General features: G+C 74.9%; 20 protein-coding genes. 11 read left to right on the plus strand and 9 right to left on the minus strand.

What is annotated here, in order from left to right; all coding sequences use genetic code 11:
* Positions 1 to 185: 185 nt before the first annotated feature.
* Positions 186 to 833, plus strand: coding sequence for a TMEM175 family protein (locus ACF08D_RS16515; protein WP_392223317.1), 648 nt, complete (start codon positions 186 to 188; stop codon positions 831 to 833).
* 15 nt (positions 834 to 848) lie between these two features.
* Here the strand turns inward: ACF08D_RS16515 and ACF08D_RS16520 are convergent, their stop codons facing one another.
* From ACF08D_RS16520 to ACF08D_RS16540, 5 genes are all read right to left on the minus strand, one after another.
* Positions 849 to 1,679, minus strand: coding sequence for an SDR family NAD(P)-dependent oxidoreductase (locus ACF08D_RS16520; RefSeq protein WP_392223318.1), 831 nt, complete (start codon positions 1,677 to 1,679; stop codon positions 849 to 851).
* 119 nt (positions 1,680 to 1,798) lie between these two features.
* Positions 1,799 to 2,137 (minus strand): STAS domain-containing protein, encoded by a 339-nt coding sequence (locus tag ACF08D_RS16525; protein ID WP_392223319.1) that lies wholly within the window; start codon positions 2,135 to 2,137, stop codon positions 1,799 to 1,801.
* The gene (locus ACF08D_RS16530) at positions 2,134 to 3,489 is read right to left on the minus strand and encodes a SpoIIE family protein phosphatase (protein WP_392223320.1); all 1,356 of its coding nucleotides are present in this window, start codon (positions 3,487 to 3,489) and stop codon (positions 2,134 to 2,136) included. The genes ACF08D_RS16525 and ACF08D_RS16530 overlap by 4 nt, the downstream gene beginning before the upstream one ends.
* A complete protein-coding gene (locus tag ACF08D_RS16535; RefSeq protein ID WP_392224078.1) occupies positions 3,486 to 4,286 on the minus strand; it encodes an alpha/beta fold hydrolase in 801 nt (266 codons plus the stop codon). Before ACF08D_RS16535 ends, ACF08D_RS16530 begins: the two co-directional genes overlap by 4 nt.
* A 112-nt stretch (positions 4,287 to 4,398) precedes the next feature.
* On the minus strand, positions 4,399 to 4,983 hold the full coding sequence (locus ACF08D_RS16540) for a hypothetical protein (protein WP_392223321.1): 585 nt from the start codon (positions 4,981 to 4,983) through the stop codon (positions 4,399 to 4,401).
* Between the two features lie 222 nt (positions 4,984 to 5,205).
* Here ACF08D_RS16540 and ACF08D_RS16545 point away from each other — a divergent pair, with 222 nt between their 5' ends.
* Complete coding sequence (locus ACF08D_RS16545; protein WP_392223322.1) at positions 5,206 to 5,940, plus strand: alpha/beta fold hydrolase; 735 nt, start codon at positions 5,206 to 5,208, stop codon at positions 5,938 to 5,940.
* 171 nt (positions 5,941 to 6,111) lie between these two features.
* Here the strand turns inward: ACF08D_RS16545 and ACF08D_RS16550 are convergent, their stop codons facing one another.
* Together ACF08D_RS16550 and ACF08D_RS16555 are read right to left on the minus strand one after the other, a co-directional pair.
* Positions 6,112 to 6,354, minus strand: coding sequence for a DUF6411 family protein (locus tag ACF08D_RS16550; protein WP_392223323.1), 243 nt, complete (start codon positions 6,352 to 6,354; stop codon positions 6,112 to 6,114).
* 163 nt (positions 6,355 to 6,517) lie between these two features.
* Complete coding sequence (locus tag ACF08D_RS16555; protein WP_392223324.1) at positions 6,518 to 7,039, minus strand: MarR family winged helix-turn-helix transcriptional regulator; 522 nt, start codon at positions 7,037 to 7,039, stop codon at positions 6,518 to 6,520.
* Between the two features lie 199 nt (positions 7,040 to 7,238).
* Between ACF08D_RS16555 and ACF08D_RS16560 the strand changes: the two genes are divergently transcribed.
* The 3 genes from ACF08D_RS16560 (at position 7,239) to ACF08D_RS16570 (ending at position 10,457) form a co-directional block, all read left to right on the plus strand.
* Complete coding sequence (locus ACF08D_RS16560; RefSeq protein ID WP_392223325.1) at positions 7,239 to 7,970, plus strand: DUF4142 domain-containing protein; 732 nt, start codon at positions 7,239 to 7,241, stop codon at positions 7,968 to 7,970.
* Between the two features lie 610 nt (positions 7,971 to 8,580).
* Positions 8,581 to 9,528, plus strand: coding sequence for a ScbA/BarX family gamma-butyrolactone biosynthesis protein (locus ACF08D_RS16565; protein ID WP_392223326.1), 948 nt, complete (start codon positions 8,581 to 8,583; stop codon positions 9,526 to 9,528).
* Positions 9,529 to 9,770: 242 nt separating this feature from the next.
* Positions 9,771 to 10,457, plus strand: coding sequence for a ScbR family autoregulator-binding transcription factor (locus ACF08D_RS16570; protein ID WP_392223327.1), 687 nt, complete (start codon positions 9,771 to 9,773; stop codon positions 10,455 to 10,457).
* Between the two features lie 63 nt (positions 10,458 to 10,520).
* Here ACF08D_RS16570 and ACF08D_RS16575 read toward each other — a convergent pair whose 3' ends face one another.
* A complete protein-coding gene (locus tag ACF08D_RS16575; RefSeq protein ID WP_392223328.1) occupies positions 10,521 to 12,056 on the minus strand; it encodes an FAD-dependent monooxygenase in 1,536 nt (511 codons plus the stop codon).
* A 168-nt stretch (positions 12,057 to 12,224) separates the two neighbouring features.
* Here ACF08D_RS16575 and ACF08D_RS16580 point away from each other — a divergent pair, with 168 nt between their 5' ends.
* From ACF08D_RS16580 to ACF08D_RS16590, 3 genes are all read left to right on the plus strand, one after another.
* Complete coding sequence (locus tag ACF08D_RS16580) at positions 12,225 to 12,860, plus strand: TetR/AcrR family transcriptional regulator (protein ID WP_392223329.1); 636 nt, start codon at positions 12,225 to 12,227, stop codon at positions 12,858 to 12,860.
* 100 nt (positions 12,861 to 12,960) lie between these two features.
* Positions 12,961 to 13,833: a hypothetical protein gene (locus ACF08D_RS16585; RefSeq protein ID WP_392223330.1), complete on the plus strand. Its 873-nt coding sequence runs from the start codon at positions 12,961 to 12,963 to the stop codon at positions 13,831 to 13,833.
* 70 nt (positions 13,834 to 13,903) lie between these two features.
* On the plus strand, positions 13,904 to 14,422 hold the full coding sequence (locus ACF08D_RS16590) for a hypothetical protein (RefSeq protein ID WP_392223331.1): 519 nt from the start codon (positions 13,904 to 13,906) through the stop codon (positions 14,420 to 14,422).
* Between the two features lie 22 nt (positions 14,423 to 14,444).
* Here ACF08D_RS16590 and ACF08D_RS16595 read toward each other — a convergent pair whose 3' ends face one another.
* The gene (locus ACF08D_RS16595) at positions 14,445 to 15,317 is read right to left on the minus strand and encodes an SDR family NAD(P)-dependent oxidoreductase (RefSeq protein WP_392223332.1); all 873 of its coding nucleotides are present in this window, start codon (positions 15,315 to 15,317) and stop codon (positions 14,445 to 14,447) included.
* A gap of 122 nt (positions 15,318 to 15,439) precedes the next feature.
* Between ACF08D_RS16595 and ACF08D_RS16600 the strand changes: the two genes are divergently transcribed.
* From ACF08D_RS16600 to ACF08D_RS16610, 3 genes are all read left to right on the plus strand, one after another.
* A complete protein-coding gene (locus tag ACF08D_RS16600) occupies positions 15,440 to 15,922 on the plus strand; it encodes a GNAT family N-acetyltransferase (RefSeq protein WP_392223333.1) in 483 nt (160 codons plus the stop codon).
* A gap of 81 nt (positions 15,923 to 16,003) precedes the next feature.
* A complete protein-coding gene (locus tag ACF08D_RS16605) occupies positions 16,004 to 16,990 on the plus strand; it encodes an NAD-dependent epimerase/dehydratase family protein (protein WP_392223334.1) in 987 nt (328 codons plus the stop codon).
* Between the two features lie 179 nt (positions 16,991 to 17,169).
* On the plus strand, positions 17,170 to 18,474 hold the full coding sequence (locus ACF08D_RS16610) for a DUF2993 domain-containing protein (protein WP_392223335.1): 1,305 nt from the start codon (positions 17,170 to 17,172) through the stop codon (positions 18,472 to 18,474).
* Positions 18,475 to 18,505 lie beyond the last annotated feature (31 nt).

Consider the following 18,505-nt stretch of genomic DNA (forward strand, 5'->3'; position numbering starts at 1 on the left):
GGCCACCGTGTTCAGGACAAGGTCCCCCGTTTCCCCCGTTCCCCCGTGTCCTGCCCCCCGTGCCGCCAACAGTAGAGGGGCGGGCGCCGGAGCGCACCAGGGTTAACCCTGAGTCCGGGAGGCGACGACACACCTGGGGCCCGCGGAGGCCCTGCGCGGCGATGCCGGAGTGCTACTACAGGTCAATGGACCAGGGGCACGGGCGGACGGCGGGACCGGGCGAGGGCGACAGCTCGGGCGCGGGCGACGGCTTGGGCGAACGGATGCCGAAGCACAGGATGCTGGCCCTGACCGACGGGGTCGTCGCCATCGCCATGACGCTGCTCGTCCTGGACGTCGAGCTGCCCGACGGGCTCGAAGGGCGCCAGCTGCGGGACGCGCTGGACGACGTGTGGTCGCAGATCGGCGCCTTCCTGCTGAGCGCGGTGGTGATCGCCATGTTCTGGCGGGCGCATCACACGGCGCTGCGGGGCGTGGAGTGGCTCGACGCCCGGCTGTTCTGGCTGAACGTGGGGTTCCTGGCGCTGATCTCGCTGATCCCGTTCCCCACCCGGGTGCTGGAGGGTTATGCGGACCGGCCCCTGGGCCCGGCGCTGTACGGGGTGGTCATCGGGCTGGCGGCGCTCCTGGTGTACGCGCAGGAGCGCCATGTCGTCCGGCGGCTGGCGCCGGAGGGGGCGCGTCCGCTGACGTGGCCGGTGCAGGCGCTGGTGTTCCTGGCGTCGGTGGGGATCGCCTGGTACTCCCCGAGGGCGGCGATGTGCAGCTGGCTGGCGGCGGTGCCGCTGTCGCTGCTGTCCCACCGGCGCGCGGATCGCCGGGCGGACGCCTGAGGGGGCGTCAGGGGGTCAGGGGGTGCGGGGCGTGATCCCGAAGTCGAAGGCGACGGTGCCCGGGTCCACGGCCGTGACGCCGCCGTCGACGGTGAGGGTGGCGCCGTTGACGAACGACGCCGCGGGGGACAGCAGCCAGGCGATGGCCTCGGCGACCTCGTGGGGTTCGCCGGGGCGGCGGGCCGGTACGAGCCGGGTCGCCTCCTCGTAGGCGCGGTCGACTTGGCCGGCGGTGTGGTGGTCGAGGTCGCCGAGGGCCGCCTCGCCGGCGAAGCGGGCCATGCGCCGGTCGGCCATGTCGGTGCGCACCCAGCTGGGGCACACGGTGTTGGCGCGGACGCCGTGCGGCCCGTAGTCGACGGCCACCGAGCGGCACAGCTGGAGGAGGCCCGCCTTGGAGGTGGCGTAGGCGGCGTTGGCGACGCCGTTGCGCAGGGCGGACACGGAGGCGACGGCGACGACCGCGCCCCGGGCGGCCAGCAGGTGCGGGATCGCCGCGCGCAGGAGCAGGAAGGGGCCGTGGAGGTTGGTGCGCATCACGGTGTCCCAGTCCTCGGTCGTCAGGTCGCCGACCGCGCCGCCGCGGCCGACGCCCGCGTTGAGCACGAGCCCGTCGAGCCGCCCGTACGCGGACACGGCCGCGTCCACGAGGCCCTGGACGGCCTCGGGGTCACCGGCGTCGGCCGGGTGGGCCAGCGCCCCGGTCTCCTGGGCGACGCGGTGGAGGGGCTCGGCCCGGCGTCCGGAGACGACGACGTGGTGGCCCTGCTCGCGGAGCAGCCGCGCGGTGGCGGCTCCGATCCCGGTCCCGCCGCCGGTGATGAGGACGACTCGCTGCTCGGTCACGGCTGTTCGACTCCTCGGGTCGTGCGCGGGAACGTACACCGGACGCGGACGCGTACCGGTGTGTCGATCATAGGAAGGATCGCCCGCCCCGGGCGGACGCGCGCGTGAGCGCCCGCCGGTCAGACCTCACCGGCTGGCGGGAGGGCGGGGCGGATGTCGAAAAGCTGGTCGAGGCCGACGATGCCCAGCGTGCGGGTGACCGCCTCGGGTACGTGCTCCAGCGCCATCCGGGCCTGTGCCGCGCCGGCCTGCCGGTGGGCGGCGATGAGGACGGAGATGCCGCTGGAGTCGCAGAAGGTGAGGCCGCGCAGGTCGAGCACGAGCAGCTGCCCGGGGGCGAGGGGGACCTCGCGGAGGGCTGCGCGCAGGTGGCCGGCGGTGTGGTGGTCGAGGTCGCCGTGGATCTCGACGACGGGGCCCGCCGGGGTGGTCCGGGTGCGTGTGGTCAGGTCGGTCACGTCGGTTCTTCGGCGAGGTCGGTCGGGGCGGGGACGCCGAGGGCCAGGACGGCGGTGTCGTCGTCCAAACCCTCGCCGAAGCTCTCCAGCAGGGTGGTCAGCGCGCTCACCGCCTTGTCGGCGGTGGCGGGGGCGAGGCCGGAGGCGTACGCGAGCAGCGCTTCGTCGCCGTAGCGGCTGCCCTCGGGGCCGATGCGGGCCTCGGTCAGCCCGTCGGTGTAGAGGACGAGGGTGTCGCCGGGGGCGAGGTCCAGGGTGGCGTCCGTGAAGGGGGCGTGGGGGATGATCCCCACGAGGAGGCCGCCCGGGGTGCGGACGTAGTCGCTGGTGCCGTCGGCGCGCATCACGACGGCCGGGGGGTGGCCGCCGCTCGCGAGGTGCACGCCGGCCCCGGCGGGCCGGGGGGTGACGGTGCCGAAGACGGCGGTGCAGTAGCGCGGGTCGCTGCCCTGGTAGTGCTGGTGCAGCACGGTGTTGAGGGTGGACAGCACGGTGACGGGATCGGGGTCGTTCACGGCGGCCGCCCGCAGCGTGTAGCGGGTGAGGGAGGTCACCGCCGCCGCCTCGGGCCCCTTGCCGCACACGTCGCCGAGGAAGAAGCACCAGCGTCCGTCGCCCAGCGGGAACAGGTCGTAGAAGTCGCCGCCGAGCTGGTCCGGCGAGGCCGTGTGGTAGTAGGCGGCGGCCTCCATGCCGTCGGGCTGCGGCAGCGAGGGCGGCACCAGGCTGCGCTGGAGCACGGCCAGGACGCTCTTCAGCCGGTCCTTGTCGCGCTCGGCCTCCTGCCGCGCCGCCTCCGCCTCCCGGCGGGACCGTTCCGCCTCCTGCTGTGCCGCTTCGGCCTCCCTGCGGCGGCGCAGCAGTTCGGTCTCGTACGCCCGGCGGTCCCGGGCGTCGACGACCGTGGTGCGGATGAGCAGCGGCTGTCCGTCGCCGCCGGTCTTCGTCCGGGACGACACCAGTACGGGGAGCCGGGTCCCGTCGGTGGCCTTCAGCTCGAAGGCGATGCCGTTGACCTCGCCCTGCATGCGCAGCAGGGGGGCGAAGTGGGTCTCGTGGTAGAGCTTGCCGCCGACGGTGAGCAGGTCGGCGAAGTGCAGGTGGCCGATGACTTCCTCGCGGGTGCGGCCGAGCCACCCCAGCAGGGTGTCGTTCGCCTTGGCTATGGTGCCGTCGAGCAGGGTGGAGAGGTAGCCGCAGGGGGCGTTCTCGTACAGGTCGTCCACGTCGTCCTCCAGCAGCGCGCTGAACGCCGCGTCGGACGCCGGGCCGCCCATGGGTGTCCGGTCGCCGGGGGATGCGGGCCGGGCGTGCCCGTCGGGCGGAGGATCCTGCTCCGTGCGGCACATCATGCACGGGCCGCGAAATCGGCGATCACTTGTGCGGTGGCTTCGGGTGCGCTGAGCTGCGGGCAGTGGCCGGTGGCGTCGAGGGTCACCAGGCTGCTGCCGGGGATGGCCGCGTGGACGTACGCGCCCACGGCCCGGGGGGCGATGACGTCCTCGGCGCACTCCACGACGAGGGTGGGGACGGTGACCCCGGGGAGGTCGTCGCGGCTGTCGGACAGGAAGGTGGCGCGGGCGAACACCCGGGCGATGTCCGGGTCGGTCCGGCAGAAGGCGTTGGTCAGCTCCTCCCCCAGCTCGGGCCGGTCGGCGTTCCCCATGATCACGGGCGCCATCTGGGCGGACCAGCCGAGGTAGTTGGACTCCAGGGACTCCAGCAGCTCGTCGATGTCCTCGGCGCTGAAGCCGCCCTTGTAGTCGCCGTCGTCGATGTAGCGGGGCGAGGGGACCAGGAGGACCAGCTTGGCGAACCGGTCCGGTTCCCGCGCGGCGGCCAGGACGCCCGTCATGGCGCTCACCGAGTGCCCGACGAAGGTCACCCCGGTCAGGTCCAGCTCCTGGCAGATGTCCAGGACGTCCTGGGCGTAGCCGTCCAGCGAGCCGTACCGCTCCGGGGTCCACGCGGACAGGTCGGACGACCCGGATCCGACGTAGTCGAACAGGACCACGCGGAAGCGGTCCGCGAGGGCGGGCACGACCAGCCGCCACAGGTTCTGGTCGCATCCGAAGCCATGGGCCAGCATCACCACGGGGCCGTCCGGCCGTCCGGTGACCACCACATTGTTCCTGCTCGTCACGTCCATGGTGCTCATCGTGTCACCCCTCGCGCCCTCCGGGCCAATCCCTCGTAGGGGTCCTCCGCAGGGGCCCTCCGCAGGGGTCCGTCCGTACGGGCACGGCGGCGCGGTCGGCGTCTCAGGCGGGCGTGCCCGCGAATTCGCGCAGCACGCGCGCGTAGTGGTCGCCGAAGTCCACGCGCGTGATGTCGCGGAACCGGAAGGTCGTGGGCTCGTCGCTCCAGCGCGCGTCGGGGTCCACCTCGCGCAGCCGCAGCGAGGCCCGCCGCAGCCGCACCGGCGCGCCGATCCAGCAGCAGTCCGGGTCGCGGTGCTCGGCGTGGACGGCGACGAGGCCGAAGCCCTCGCCCGCGCTGCGTACGAGGGCGGGCAGGTCGTCCAGCTCGACGGCGGGGTCCGGCATGCGGACCGGCCACTGACCGCTCCGGCGCAGCGCACGGACGGTGAGGCTGGTCTCGTCGCCGCGGCGGCGCACCTTGGTGATGTCGGGCGTGCGGACGGCCGCCCATCCGTCGAGCCGGATGTCGGAGCAGACGGCGAGCAGGGTCCAGGCGGGGCCGGTGCCGACGACGAACCCTTCGAGGCGTTCCGCGTCGGGGATCGACCGGTGGAGGCGGACGAGCCGCCCGGTGCGGACGGCCTTGTCCAGCCGGCGCCGCACGCCCTCGTCGTCCCTCGCCCGCCGCGGCTCGTTCGTGGTCATGCCGGTCCTCCGGTCGTGCTCGCCGGCGCACCCGTCCGGCTCCTGTCTCGTGCCGGTGGGCACCGGGGCATGATGCCGGTCTCCCCGGGGGCGGGTCATCCGTATTTCGCGGTCGTCGGTGCCCCACGAGGGACAGAGGGAGGCGGCGGCCGGTGTCAGTGGTGTCCGGAAGAATGAACCACTGAACGGGGAAGCGGGGAGAACGGGGAAAGGGGAGCGGTCATGCGCACGACGGGGGCACCGCCCATCGTCCTGGTGCACGGGACACGGTTCAGCGCGGCGCAGTGGAGTCCTCAGCTCGCGGCGCTGCGCGGGGAGTTCCCGGTGGCGGCCGTCGATCTGCCGGGGCACGGAGCCCGGTCGGCCGAGCCGTGGAGCCTGGCGGCGGCGACGGAGGTCATCGCCGGAGCGGTGGACGCGCTCGGAGCGGGACCGGCGCTGGTCGTGGGGCATTCGCTGGGCGGTTATGCCTCGCTGGAGTTCGCCCGGCGGCGGCCGGAGGCGGTGCGCGGGCTGGTGCTGGCGGGGGCGAGCGCCTCCACGCGCGGGAGGTGGGCGGTTCCCTACCGCTGGGCCGCCGGGCTGGTGGCGCGTCTGCCCGCCGGCCGGCTGGCCGGGTGGAACGACCGGATGCTGCGCCGCCTCTACGCGCCGGAGGTGGTGGAGCCCACCATCCGGGCCGGGTACGCCTTCCATGCGTTGCCGGCCGCCTGGGGCGAGGTGCTGGGCCGCTTCGACGCGGACTCCCTGCGTCCGGTGCGGGTGCCGGTGCTCCTCCTGAACGGGGAGAAGGACGGTGTCTTCCGGTCCGGTGAGAGGGACTTCGCGCACGCGAATCCCGGGGCCCGTATCGAGCTGATTCCCCGGGCCCGGCATCTGGCGAACTTCGACGAACCGGAGGCGTTCACCCACGCGATACGGCACTTCGCCCGCCGCCTCCCGGCGCCCGCCCGGTAACCGGATCGGGCGGGTCGGGGGCGACGGGCGGGCGCGGTTCGACGGGGGTGCGCCACCGGGCGCGTACACCGCCGGGCGCGGACACACCGCCGGTCGCGGGACGGCGGAGTACGCCGCCGGGCGTGACGCGCGGCCGGGTACGCCGCCGGGCGTGGTACCGGGCGCCGCGCGTCAGAACGGCATCCGGCGACGGGCGCGCCGGCCGGCGGAGCCGCTGCGCCCGACGGCGCGGGAGCTGCTGTGGAACGGCTTGCTGAGCAGCCGCCCCAGGGGGCCGGGGGCCTTGCCGCCCGCCCGCGCGCCGAGACCCAGCGACCGCTGGGTGCCGCGCTGGGGGTGATGGGACAGGCGGGGGACGAGAAAGGCCAGAACGGCCAGGACGACGCAGATGGCCACGACGACACCGATGATCATTTCGTACTCCTCACGATCCGGGTGCCAGCCGCTTGCCCGCCCTGCCCGCCCGTATGCCTCGAGGCCCGGCGGCCGGCCGTCCCGGTGCGCGCGCCCGCGCCCCGGGCGCCCCACCGGGCCCCGCGGCCCCACGGCACACGCGCGCCGGGCGGCGACGGCCGCGCTACCGGTCGGCGGCGTCCGTCCAGCCGAGCGGGTGCACCTCCGCTCCGGCGTCCGGCACACCGGGCTCACCGCCCGCCTCGTTGAACGCCGTCAGCGCCTCCACCAGGGCCCTCCGCCGGGCGGGGGCGAGGCGCTCCACCACCGCGGCGATCTCGCCCCGCCGCTCCGCGGTGACCTGGTCGACCAGGGCCCGACCCTCGGGCGTGAGCCGCAGTATGGTCTCCCGCCTGCTCTCCGGATTGACCCGGCGGTCGACGAGACCGGCGGCGATCAGCCGGTCGATCATGCGCATGGCCGTGGACGGATTGACCCCGAGCCGGTCGGCGAGGGCCACGAGCTTGGCCGGGCCCTGGGTGGAGAGCACGACCAGCAGCCGGAACTGCGGCAGGGTGACGCGCTCCTCGACGGCCGCCAGGGACCGCGCGGAGATGGCGACCAGCAGCCGTGAGGCCGTCAGGACGGCCCGGGTCACGGCATCGACGTCGTCCTGCCCGGCCGGCGCCCCTGATTCGCTGGTCATACGTCCTTTCTACCGCGTACGGGATCCCCGGCGGCGGACCGGTGAACACGACGGCCGCCGGGCGCGTACCTCCTGTCGCGTGCCGTGCCAGCCGCCACAACAGCTCCCCGAAGACATGACGACGTGACGACAGGAACGCCGTGACCACGTCACGGCGGCAAGCCGTCCGCCGCTTGTGCCGATTTGGGAGGACACACACATGCGCTCGATCCGACACCACGCGCCGCCGCGGGCCCGGCTCCGTACGGCCCTGATCGCTCTCGCCGCCTGCGCCGCGGCGCTCGCCGTCCTGGCCGCGGTGCGGCTGGGCGGCGGGGAGACGGCCTCCGCCCGGACGGCCGGGACCGCCGAGCACGGCGGTGCGCACTCCGCGGGCCTCGGGTCCACCGGCTACGGCGCCGCCGACGATCCGGCGGCGGGCGGGGAGGGAGAGGCGGCGGCCTCGGGGCCGCAGCCGGTGACGGAGGTCGACAAGACCTTCCTCGTCGCGGTCCGCCAGGCGGGCCTGTGGGAGATCCCGGCGGGACGGCTCGCCCAGACGCACGCGTCCAGTGAGGCGGTCAAACGCGCGGGGCTGCACCTGCTGGACGGGCACAGCAAGCTCGACCAGCTGGTCCGTGAGGACGCCAAAATCCTCGGCGTCCCTCTGCCGAACGAGGCCACCGAGGAACAGCAGGGTTTCGTCCGCCAGTTGGAGAACGCGCGGGGCGCGGAGTTCGACCGGCTGTTCGCGAACCTGCTGCGGGCGTCGCACGGGAAGATCTTCGCGACGATCGCGGAGGTACGGGCCGCGACCGGCAACGACCTCATCCGCCGGCACGCGCGCCAGGCGAACCAGACGGTCCTGGACCACATGGAGGTGCTGGAGGACACGGGGCTCGTCGACTCCGCGACGCTGCGGGAAGTGGAGGCGGCGGTGACGCCCAAGTAGGGCGGTGCCGGGACCCTGGCGCCCTCCTTTGCATTGTGCAATGCTTGCCGGGAGGAGGGCGCCGGTTCATGGCCGGACGCTGCTGCTGGGAGCTCGGCCCAGGCACGGTGACGCGGCTGTACACGGCAGGTCGGCCTCCGCTCGGAGCCCTCCTCACCAACACACTCCCCCCCGGCCCGGCGGCCCGCGAGGGCGCGTCCGGCCGGGCGGCCCGGCCCCGGCCCATGACGGGTCAGTGCGGTCCCGTGGACGACCACGGCGGTGACCGAACCCGCCTCGGCGCGCCCCCGGTGTTCGAACACCGGGGTTCCGGTACGGAATGCTCCGCAGCCCCACTGGGCCGGCTCACCATGCGTCAGGTTTCGGCCATGAAACGTCGGTTCACGGCAATAGTCGACGCCCGGACACCCCGCGGAAAACGTGCAACGCCCTGCACAATAGGCTCACTGTGCACGCCAATGGCCAAAGGTTGGGTAGAAACTAAACCGGTTGGTCTGTATCTTCAAGAACGAGCAAAGCGCTCTCTCGCCCGTCGTACACCGCGAGCGTCTTGGGGGGAATCATGACTACGAGCACGTTCCGAACCGAGGACCTTCGGAGCACCGCACCCATGGGTGACCATGACCGGGAGACCGCGCCGACTCCCTTGCCGCCCGCCTTCCGCTTTCCGTCCCTGACGACCACGGTGCCCAAGGAGTTCGTGCACCGGGCCGCCGTCGCCGAGGTCATGCTGACCGACTGGCGCCGCCGGGACGACACCCACTTCGACGTGACCGCGCAATGGCCCCGCGGGCACAGCTTCTTCGGCCCCATCGGCCGCCATCACGACCCGCTGCTCGCGGCGGAAACGATCCGTCAGATCGGTTCGCTGCTCGCCCATGCGGAATTCGGGGTTCCGTTCGGCCACCATTTCCTGATGTGGGACCTGGAATTCGCCGTGGAACCACGGGCCATCGAGGTCGGTGAGACGCCCGCGGCCCTGGAGATCGACGTCACCTGCACCGAGGTCAAGCGACGGGGCCGGGCGCTCGCGGGGCTGCGCTACGCGGCGGTGATCAGGCGGGACGGCCAGGTCGCCGTCACCGGGAGCGCCTCGTACGACTGCACCTCCCCGGCCGTCTACCGGCGGCTCCGGGCGGGCCGCGGCGAGGAGACCCGCCCGCCCCTCCCGCTCACCGCGCCCGTCTCGCCGCAGAGCGTCGGCCGCACCTCCCCGATGGACGTGGTCCTCTCCCCCACCGGTGAGGAACGCCGGTGGCAGCTGCGGGCGGACAGGCGCCACCATGTGCTCTTCGACCACCCGGTCGACCACATCCCCGGCATGGTCCTGATCGAGGCGGCCCGGCAGGCGGCGGTCGCGGTGACCGGGGCGTCCGGCATGCTGCCGCTCGCCATCACCAGCGCTTTCACGCGGTACGCCGAGTTCGACGCGCCCTGCCTGATCGAGGCCGCTCCGCTTCCCGGGCAGGGAACGGGCGGCACGGCGGTCCTGGTGACGGGCCGGCAGGACGGCGAACCGGTCTTCACCTCGACGGTGACGGCCTCCCGGCCAGTCTGAGGGCGTGGCCCGGGCGGCGCCCGCGAGGCACAATGCCGCATGCCCGCACCCGCCGGGGGCAGGTGCACAACGGGTGATACCGGGTGAACGGCCCGGTGTTCCGTGGGTTCCTTTCCGGCCACTCCGGTTGCCGTGGGAAACCATTCAGGCCCTCCGGCGAGTGAGGGCCTGTAAGATACAGACCCAGCGGTTTGTTTACGGGGGCGGACACTCCGTCCGAAGAGCCGGTGGAGGAGGCGAGAGTGGCGAAGCAGGACCGAGCCATCCGTACGCGTCAGACGATTCTGGCCGCGGCGGCGAAGGTGTTCGAACAGCGGGGGTACCAGGCGGCCACGATCTCCGAGATCCTCGGCACCGCCGGGGTCACCAAGGGCGCCCTGTACTTCCACTTCGAGTCCAAGGACGACCTGGCGCAGGGCGTACTCGCCGAGCAGGACCAGCGGATGGTGGTGCCCCGCCGGGCGTGCCGGACGCAGGAGCTGGTGGACGTGGTCATGCTGCACGCCCACCGCCTCCAGACCGACCCCATGGTGCGGGCCGGGGTGCGGCTGTCGCTGGACCAGCAGGCGCACGACCTCGACCGGTCGGGGCCGTTTTTGCGCTGGGGCCAGGTGATGGACAAGCTGCTGCACGACGCGCGCGACCGGGGCGAGCTGCTCCCCCATGTCATCCCCACCGAGACCGGCGAGGTGCTGGTGGGCAGCTTCGCCGGGGTCCAGGCGATGTCGCAGGCCGTCAGCGACTACCAGGACCTGCCCGACCGGGTGTGCGCGCTGCTGCGCCACGTCCTCCCGACGGTGGTCCTGTCCTCCGTGCTGGCGTCGATCGACCTCTCCCGTACGAGGGGGGCCCTGGTCCTCGCGGAGCTGGACGCCTCTCCCGAGACGGCCCTCTCCCCCGGCCTGCTGGACCGTCAGCCCGTCGCCTGACGCGCCCCGGGCCCACCGGCGCGCGACCGGCGCCACGGGCCCCGCGAGCCCTCCGGCGCTCGCTTAGCGCGGCTCGCCCGCCGGTCCCGTACCGCGTCCGAAGTACCGGTCCAGGACGTCGCCGAGCTTTCCGCCGCCGGCCGCCCAGCCGATGTACCCGTCGGGGCGCACGAGCAGCGCCTCGCCCGGCAGTCCCGGCGCGGGCTCGCAGCGGACCACGCGCAGCCGCCCGGCGTACGGACGGGCCGGGCCGGTGTGGCGCATGCCCTCGTCGCCCGCCACCAGCAGCAGCGGTCGGCCCTCCCGCAGCAGCCGGATCACGTCCGTGGGGCCGTCCTCCGTGTCGAGCGGGACGTTGCCGAGGAAGGTGCCCTCGCAGGACGACGGGGACATGTCGGGCAGCACGGTCTCCTGGGCGCTGATCATCGGCCCGAAGCAGTCGTCGCCCCGCCCGGAGGCGAACAGGTCGGTGAAGAGGTCCCGGAGCGGGTCGAGGGACGGGTCCGGGCGCATCAGGGCGACCTGGGCGCGGGTGTTGTCGATGACGCGGCGGGCGGCGGGGCGGCGCTCGGCGTCGTAGGTGTCGAGCAGCGGGTCGCCCGCGTCCCCGGCGGCGGCGAGGGCCAGTTTCCAGCCGAGGTTGGCCGCGTCGAGCAGTCCGGTGCTCAGCCCCTGGCCGCCGACCGGGAAGTGCACGTGCGCCGCGTCGCCGGCGAGGAACACCGGACCGGAGCGGTAGGTGCGGGCGAGCCGGGTGAAGTCGCTGAACCTGCTGAGCCACCGGGCGTCGGTCAGGGCGATGTCGTAGCCGGCGATGTACGACGCCTCCCGGCCGATCTCCTCCACGGTGGGCGGCCGGCCCCGGTCGGCGGGGGCGCCCGAGACGGGGCCGTCGCACGCGAGCGTGCGGAGGTGCGTGGTGCCGTCGGGCCCGTCCTTGGCGACGAGCCAGCCGCGCGGGGTGCGGTGCCAGCCCGGCGCGAGGGCCCCCGCCCGTTCGGTGCGGACCTGTCCCATGAGGGCGGTCACGGTCGCCGGCCAGGTGTCCGACTCGATCCCGGCCAGCCGCCGGACGGTGCTGCGGGCGCCGTCCGCCCCGACCGCGTACCGGGCGCGGAGGACCGTGGTGCCCTCCGGGCCGGACGCCTCGGCGCGTACCCCGTCGGCTTCGGTGACGAGGCCGGTCAGCTCCAGGCCGCGCAGGACGCGCGCTCCGGCGGCCCGGGCTCGGGCCTCCAGGAACCGTTCCAGGCCGGCCTGGGGCATCTTCAGGATGGGGACGGGTTCGCCGGGCGGGGCGGTAAGGGTGAGTCCGGTGATGCCGGCGAAGTGGAAGGGCATGCCGCCCGGCCCGGGGGCGGCGCCGGGGCCGTGGCCGTCCGCACCGTGGGCGGCGCCGGGGAGGAGGCCGCGCCGGGCCAGGGTCTGGACCGTGCGGGCGTGCAGGGTGGTGGCCTTGGGCCGCTCGGAGGTGGTCGTGCGGTGCTCGACGACCGCGACGGCGGTTCCCCGGGCGGCCAGTTCGGCGGCGAGCATCATCCCGACCGGGCCGCCGCCGACCACCAGGACCCGCGCCTCGACCCGCGCCGGATGTGTCATCCCCGAACTCCCCTCCACTGCCCGCCTCTTCGGCCCCCACGCGCGCGTGGGGCACCGTGACGCCCGAGTACGAAAGGATCATATGCGGGCGGGCTGGGCGCACCCCCGGCAGGTCCGCTCCTCCCCGGGGGTCTCGGCATAAAGTTGCCACGAGGGTAAGGTTCAGTCATGAGCGACGAACCGACAGGTCTGCGCGAGACCAAGAAGCGCGAGACCCGGCAGCTGATCTCCGACCGGGCGACCCGCCTCTTCATCGCCCAGGGCTTCGAGGCGACGACGATCGCCGAGATCGCCACCGCCGCCCGCGTGGCGAAGAAGACGGTGACCAACTACTTCCCGCGCAAGGAGGACATGGCCCTGGACCACCAGGACGCGTTCGCGGGGAGCCTCGCCGCGGCCGTGGCCGGCCGGGCGCCCGGGCAGTCCGCGCTCGCCGCCCTGCGCGAGGCGTTCGCGGCGGACGCCGCCGCCCGCAACCCCGTCGCCGGGTTCGCGGGCCCCGACTTCGCCCGCATGGTCCACGAGAGCCCGACCCTGTCCGCCCGGCTGCGGGCCCTGCACGACCGGCGCGAGGCCGCGCTGGCGGACGCCCTCGCCGACGCCACCGGCGCCCCGCCCGGCGACATCACCGCGCGCACCGCGGCGGCGCTCCTCGCGGCGGCGACCCGGGTCCTGTTCGACCGCGTCCAGGAGCTGACCCTCGCGGGGGCGCCGGGCGACGAGATCGCCCGTACCGTCTCCGCCGAGGCGGACCGCGCCTTCGCCCTGCTCGAACCCGCCCTCGGCGACTACGCCGTGGCGTGAGCGTCCCCGGCTGCCCGTGCGCCGGGCACCCCCGGCCGGGGCCGTGCGGCCACCGGCTGGGACGATGCCCCGGTCCCCCGCGCGACCGAGGAGCCGCACCATGACCGCCCGTCCCGCCCTGCTGTACGTGACCGACCTGGCGTACCCGGCCCGGGGGCGGCGCTACGGCGACGAGGACGTCTTCCTGTCCTCCCGGCTGCGCGCGGACTTCGACCTCGCCCTGTGCCACCCGCTCGACGCCGCCGCCCTGATGGACCGGTTCGACGCCGTCGTCGTCCGCAACAGCGGCCCGGTGATCCATTACCGGGAGGCGTACGGCGCCTTCCGCGAGCGGGCGGCGGCCCTGGGCACCCGGGTGTACAACCCGCTGACCGGCCGGGCCGACATGGCGGGCAAGCAGTACCTGCTGGACCTGACGGCGGCCGGGTTCCCCGTGGTGCCCACGGTCGACCGGGCCGAGGACCTGGAGCGGCTGCCCCGTGCCGAGCGGTACGCCGTCAAGCCGAAGGCCGGGGCGGACTCCATAGGGCTGCGCTTCGTGACCGGCGACGAGCTGCCCGGCCTCCTCCAGGGCGCCCCCTCCCCCGGCGGGCTGCTGGTCCAGCCGCGTGTCGACTTCCGCCACGAGGTGTCGTTCTTCTACGTGGACGACGCCTTCCAGTACGCCCTGTACGCGCCGGACCCGGACCGGCGCTGGGTGCTCGAACCGTACGCGCCGGCGCCCGCCGACCTCGCCTTCGCCCGGCGGTTCGTCGAGTGGAACACCCTGGACCACGGCATCCAGCGGGTGGACGCCTGCCGTACGGCGGACGGTGACCTCCTGCTGGTCGAACTGGAGGACCTGAACCCGTACTTGTCGCTGGACCGGGTCGGCGACGAGGTCCGCGACGGTTTCGTCGGCGCGGTGCGGGACTCGCTGCTCCGCTTCCTCGGCGCCCCGCGCCCGGGCGCGGGTCACCGCCGGCACCCCTGACGTCACCCGTCACGGTGGTCGGAGAGCGCGTCCCGGGCGCGGCCCGCCGCGCGCACGGCACGGTGTGGCCATGCGCCTTCGCCGGATCCTCCCGCCCGTCCTGCTCGCCGCCGTCCTGCTGACGACCTCCGCGTGCACCACCGTCCCGGGCGGCGCCGCCCCGGTCCGGCCGCCGAGCCCCTCCCCGGCCGGCGGCCGGCTCCCCACCCCCGTCGGGGAGCCGGCCCCCGCGCCGCGCCCCGCGCCGCCCCGTGAGGAACTCGCGCACACCGGGCCCTCGCCCGCCCGGGCCGGAGGCGGGGGCGCCGGAGCGGCGGCCGGCCGGCCGCGGCACGTCCCGCCACCCGGCACCCGTCCGCACCGGGCGCCACGGGCGGACGGCTCCTCCGGGCGGACGCACGCGCGCGTGGAGCGGCCCGCCGGACGGCCGGCCCCGCGCCGTACGGAACGGCCGCGTACGGCGCGCCCGGCGCCCGCCGCGCGGCGTCCGCTCCCCCGCCGGTCGGTCACCATGCGGGACCTGTGCCGTGCGTCGCACGGGGTGGCGGACCCGTCGATCGTGCGCCTGTGCCACCGGACGTACGGCTGAGGCGCCCGTACGCGCGCCCGGTTCAGTCCCCCGGCCGGTCCGGGGCGGCGAGGAGGCGGTGGGTCAGCGCCATCAGGCGCCGGCGGGCCTCCGGGTCGTACGCCTGGGCATGGGCGCGGGCGTCGGTGAACCGGTCGAAGTAGCGGCCCGTGGTGCCGTCGAGTCCGGGGTCGAGCAGCAGCCGCACGGTGGGGCGGACCCCCTCGTTCACGCCCACCGCGGGCGTGAGGCCGTAGGCGCGCACGCCCTCGGTGTCCATCAGGTGGGCGGGGTGGAGGGTGTTGACGGTGACGCCGGTGTCCTTCAGTTCGGCGGCCAGCTCGAAGGTCGCCATGATCATCGCCAGCTTGCTGCGGCAGTACGCCCGCAGGCCCTCGTAGTCCCGCTCCATCATCACGTCGTCGAAGTCGACCGCCTCCTGCCCCATCGAGGCGACGTTCACCACCCGGGCGGGGGCAGACGCGGTGAGGAGGGGCAGCAGGTCGCGGGTGAGGGCGTAGGGCGCGAGGTGGTTGACCGCGAAGCGCAGCTCGTGGCCCTGGCGGCTGACCTCCCTGCGCAGCGGCTCGGCGCCGCCGCCCGCGACGGCGTTGTTCACCAGGCCGTCGAGCCGGGGTTCGGCGGCGCGGACGCGGGCGGCGAGGTCGTGCACCTGGTCGAGGTCGGAGAGATCGGCCAGGTAGGTGCGGACGGCGGGGCGCGGGTCGCCGCCGGGGGCGGCGCTGCCGGTGGGGTCGTCCGGGGCGCACCGGGCCGCCTCGGCGGCCACGGCGTCGAGGCGGGCGCGGTCGCGGCCGTGCAGGAGGAGGTGGTGCCCGCGCCGGGCGAGGACGAGGGCGATGCCACGGCCCAGGCCCTGGGTCGCGCCGGTGATCAGGACGGTGCGTCGGTTCATGCCCTCACCTTGGCGGACGGGGCGGGTGGGGACGGGAGAGTGCGGTGAGCCTGGTGTTGGTACCACCAGGATGCGTCACAACGGCGTTGCGCCGCCCGGCCGGGATCGGCGAAGGTGTCCGGGTGAACGAGGAAACACATGACCGGAGCGGGCGGGCCGTCGGCCTGGTCCCGATCGACGACGACAACTGGCGGGCCGTGGCCGATGTGGCCCCCCGGGACGACCAGCGCGCCTTCGTCGCGGCGCTCGCCGCGCGCTATCTGCTGCTCTCGCTGCGCGGGGGTGTGTGGACGTCGCTGGGCATCACGGCGGACGACCGGGTCGTGGGCCATGTGATGTGGGCGTACGACGACGAGGGCGGGGCCTACTGGATCGGCGGCATGGTCGTCGACGCGGCCGAGCAGGGCAGGGGCGTGGCCGCGCCGGCGGTCCGCGCGCTGGTGCGGGAGCTGTCGCGGCGCCCGGACTGCACCCGGATCTGCCTGTCGTACCACCCGGACAACACGGTGGCGGCGGGCCTGTACGAGCGGCTGGGCTTCGTGCCCACCGGGGAGCGCGAGGACGACGAGCTGGTGGCGGAGTTGCGGGTGTCCCGTCCGGTGTGACCGGACGGAGCGGTGTTCCGGCCCGTCTGCTGTCGGCGAAGCGGCGCGGGCGGGCGGCGGACGGGGTGGTGCAATGGCCGCATGGAGACATTGGTACTGGGCGGAACGGCCTGGCTGGGGCGGGAGTTGTCGCGGCAGGCGGTCGCGCGCGGCCACCGGGTGACGTGCCTGGCCCGGGGCGAGAGCGGTGCGGTGGCGGACGGGGCGCGGCTGGTGGCCGCGGACCGGCGGGAGCCCGGCGCGTACGACGCGGTGTGCGACCGCGCGTGGGACGCGGTGTTCGAGGTGTCGTGGCAGCCGGGCTTCGTCCGGAGGGCGCTGCGCGCGCTCGGTGACCGGGCGGCGCACTGGACGTATGTGTCGTCGGTCAGCGCGTACGCCTCCCATGCCGCGCTCGGGGCCGGCGAGTCGGCTCCGCTGCTGGTGTCGACGGCCGAGGAGGAGGCCGACAGATCGTCGTACGGGGAGGCGAAGGTCGCCTGCGAGGAGGCGTCGGCCGGGGTGGTGGGCGACCGGCTGGTGATCGCGCGGGCCGGTCTCATCGGCGGCCCCGGCGACGGCTCGGGACGGTCGGGGTACTGGGTGGCCCGGGCGGCGCGCGATCCGCGGGGCGCGATGCTGGTTCCGGCGACGCCCGGGGCGCCGACCCAGGTGGTCGACGTGCGGGACCTGGCGTCGTGGCTGCTGGACATGGCGGAGGCGGGGCGGGTGGGGACGTACGACGCGGTGGGCCCGGTGGTGGAGTTCGGGGACTGGCTGCGGATGAGCCGCGCCGTGGGCGGGCACACCGGCCCGGTGGTCGCCGCCTCCTCGGAGTGGCTGTGCGCCCGGGGCGTGGCGCAGTTCATGGGCGCCGAGTCGCTGCCCCTGTGGATGGCGGAGCCGGGCTGGGAGGGCTGGTCCGCCCGGAGCGGGGCGGCGGCGCGGGCGGCGGGGCTGCGGCACCGGCCGCGTGCGGAGATGCTGGCCGACACCCTGCGCTGGGAGCGGGAGCAGGGCCTGGACCGGGAGCGCCGGGCGGGGCTGAGCGCCGCGCGGGAGCGGGCGTTGCTGGCCGAGCTGGGCTGACGGCCGGGCGGCGGGGCGTGGGGTGCCGGCTGCGTTTCGTACGCGCGGGAAGGGGAGCGCGCGGGGATCCGGGCAGGTGGTGCGGGGGTGTTGGCGGTGAGGCGTACGTGGCGCATGTCTCGTCGCCACGGCCCGAACGGACTTGCGTGCCCCCGTGGGTCGCGTGATGGGATGAGTCGATGCGACCCCCCACACGCATAGCGACGCATCGGCACAACCCGTACGACGAGCTGGCCGAACTGGCGGACCCGGAGCCGGACTTCGGATCCGTCGAGCCGCCCTCCCGCCGGCGGCCGACGCGCCTGGGCATCCCTTCGGACGACGACACGGACGAGGACTGGTCGCCGCCCGACCACCGGGGCAGGAGCCGGTTCGCCGCCGTTCCGGTCGTGGTGAAGCTCGCCGCCACCGCCGTGGTCGGCGCGGTGCTGTTCGTGGCCGGTGACCGGCTGGCGGTGGCGTACGCCGAGGAGAAGGCCGAGGAGCAGATCCAGCGGTCGCTGCGGCTGGCGGCCCGGCCCCAGGTCGACATCGCGGGGTTCCCGTTCGTCACCCAGGTGCTGGACAAGCGGATCCGTACGGTGAACGTCACCGTCCCCGACGTCGCGGCGGACCGGGTGTCGCTGGCCGAGGTGCACGCGACCGCCTCCGACATCCGTGTCGTGGGCGACCTCCCGTCCTCGGTGGAGGGGGCGGTCGTGGACCGCATGGAGGGGGACGTCCTGCTCTCCTTCGACGACCTGAACCGTGAACTGGGCGCCTCCCATGTGCGGTTCAGCAGCGCGGGCGGCGACGGCATCCACGTGCACGGCACTCTTCCGGTGGCGGGCCGCGAGGTGAGCCTGCGGGCGGAGGCGCACGTCCGGCGCGACGGGGACCGGGCGGTGGCCACGACGGTCGAGGACATGCGCCTGGACGTACCAGGGCTGTTCACCTACCGCCCCGGCGAGGACCCGGCCACGTCCGGGTTGCGCCTGCACCCGGAGGCCGCCCGGCGGATCGCCAGTGAGGCGGCCGACCTCAAGGCGCTGTTCGCGGTGCCCGCGATCGCCGAGCGCCTGGGCGTCCCGCGTGCGTCGATCGAGCGCGCGCTGCGGGACGAGGCGGAGCTGCGGCGGCTGACCGGCTCGCCGCTGGTCCTCAAGAAGCTCACCGAGGTCAACCTGGTGGACCTGGTGGCCGAGCACCCCTGGCTCCTGGAGAAGGCCGGCATCGACCCGGGTCTGATCGGCGCGCTGCTGAAGCTGCGTCCGCCGCAGCTCGCCGACCGCTTCTCGCTCTCCTTCGAACTGCCGAGATCCGCGGGCGACCTCCGGCTGCGCCGGGTCGCGGTGGACGGGTCGGGCATCCGGGTCGGCCTGACGGGCCAGGGCCTCGCCTTCGGCAGTACGGGTGCGCGCGCCTCCGCCCCCGCCGCGCCGGAGGGCCGCGGTGCCTCCGCCTCCGCTCCGGGGGCGGCGGCGCCCTGGGGCGGCCGGGGCTGAGCGCGGACGGTCACCGGGAGTCCGGTGCCCG

It is taken from the genome of Streptomyces sp. NPDC015131, assembly GCF_043079975.1.
Classification (GTDB): Bacteria; Actinomycetota; Actinomycetes; order Streptomycetales; family Streptomycetaceae; genus Streptomyces.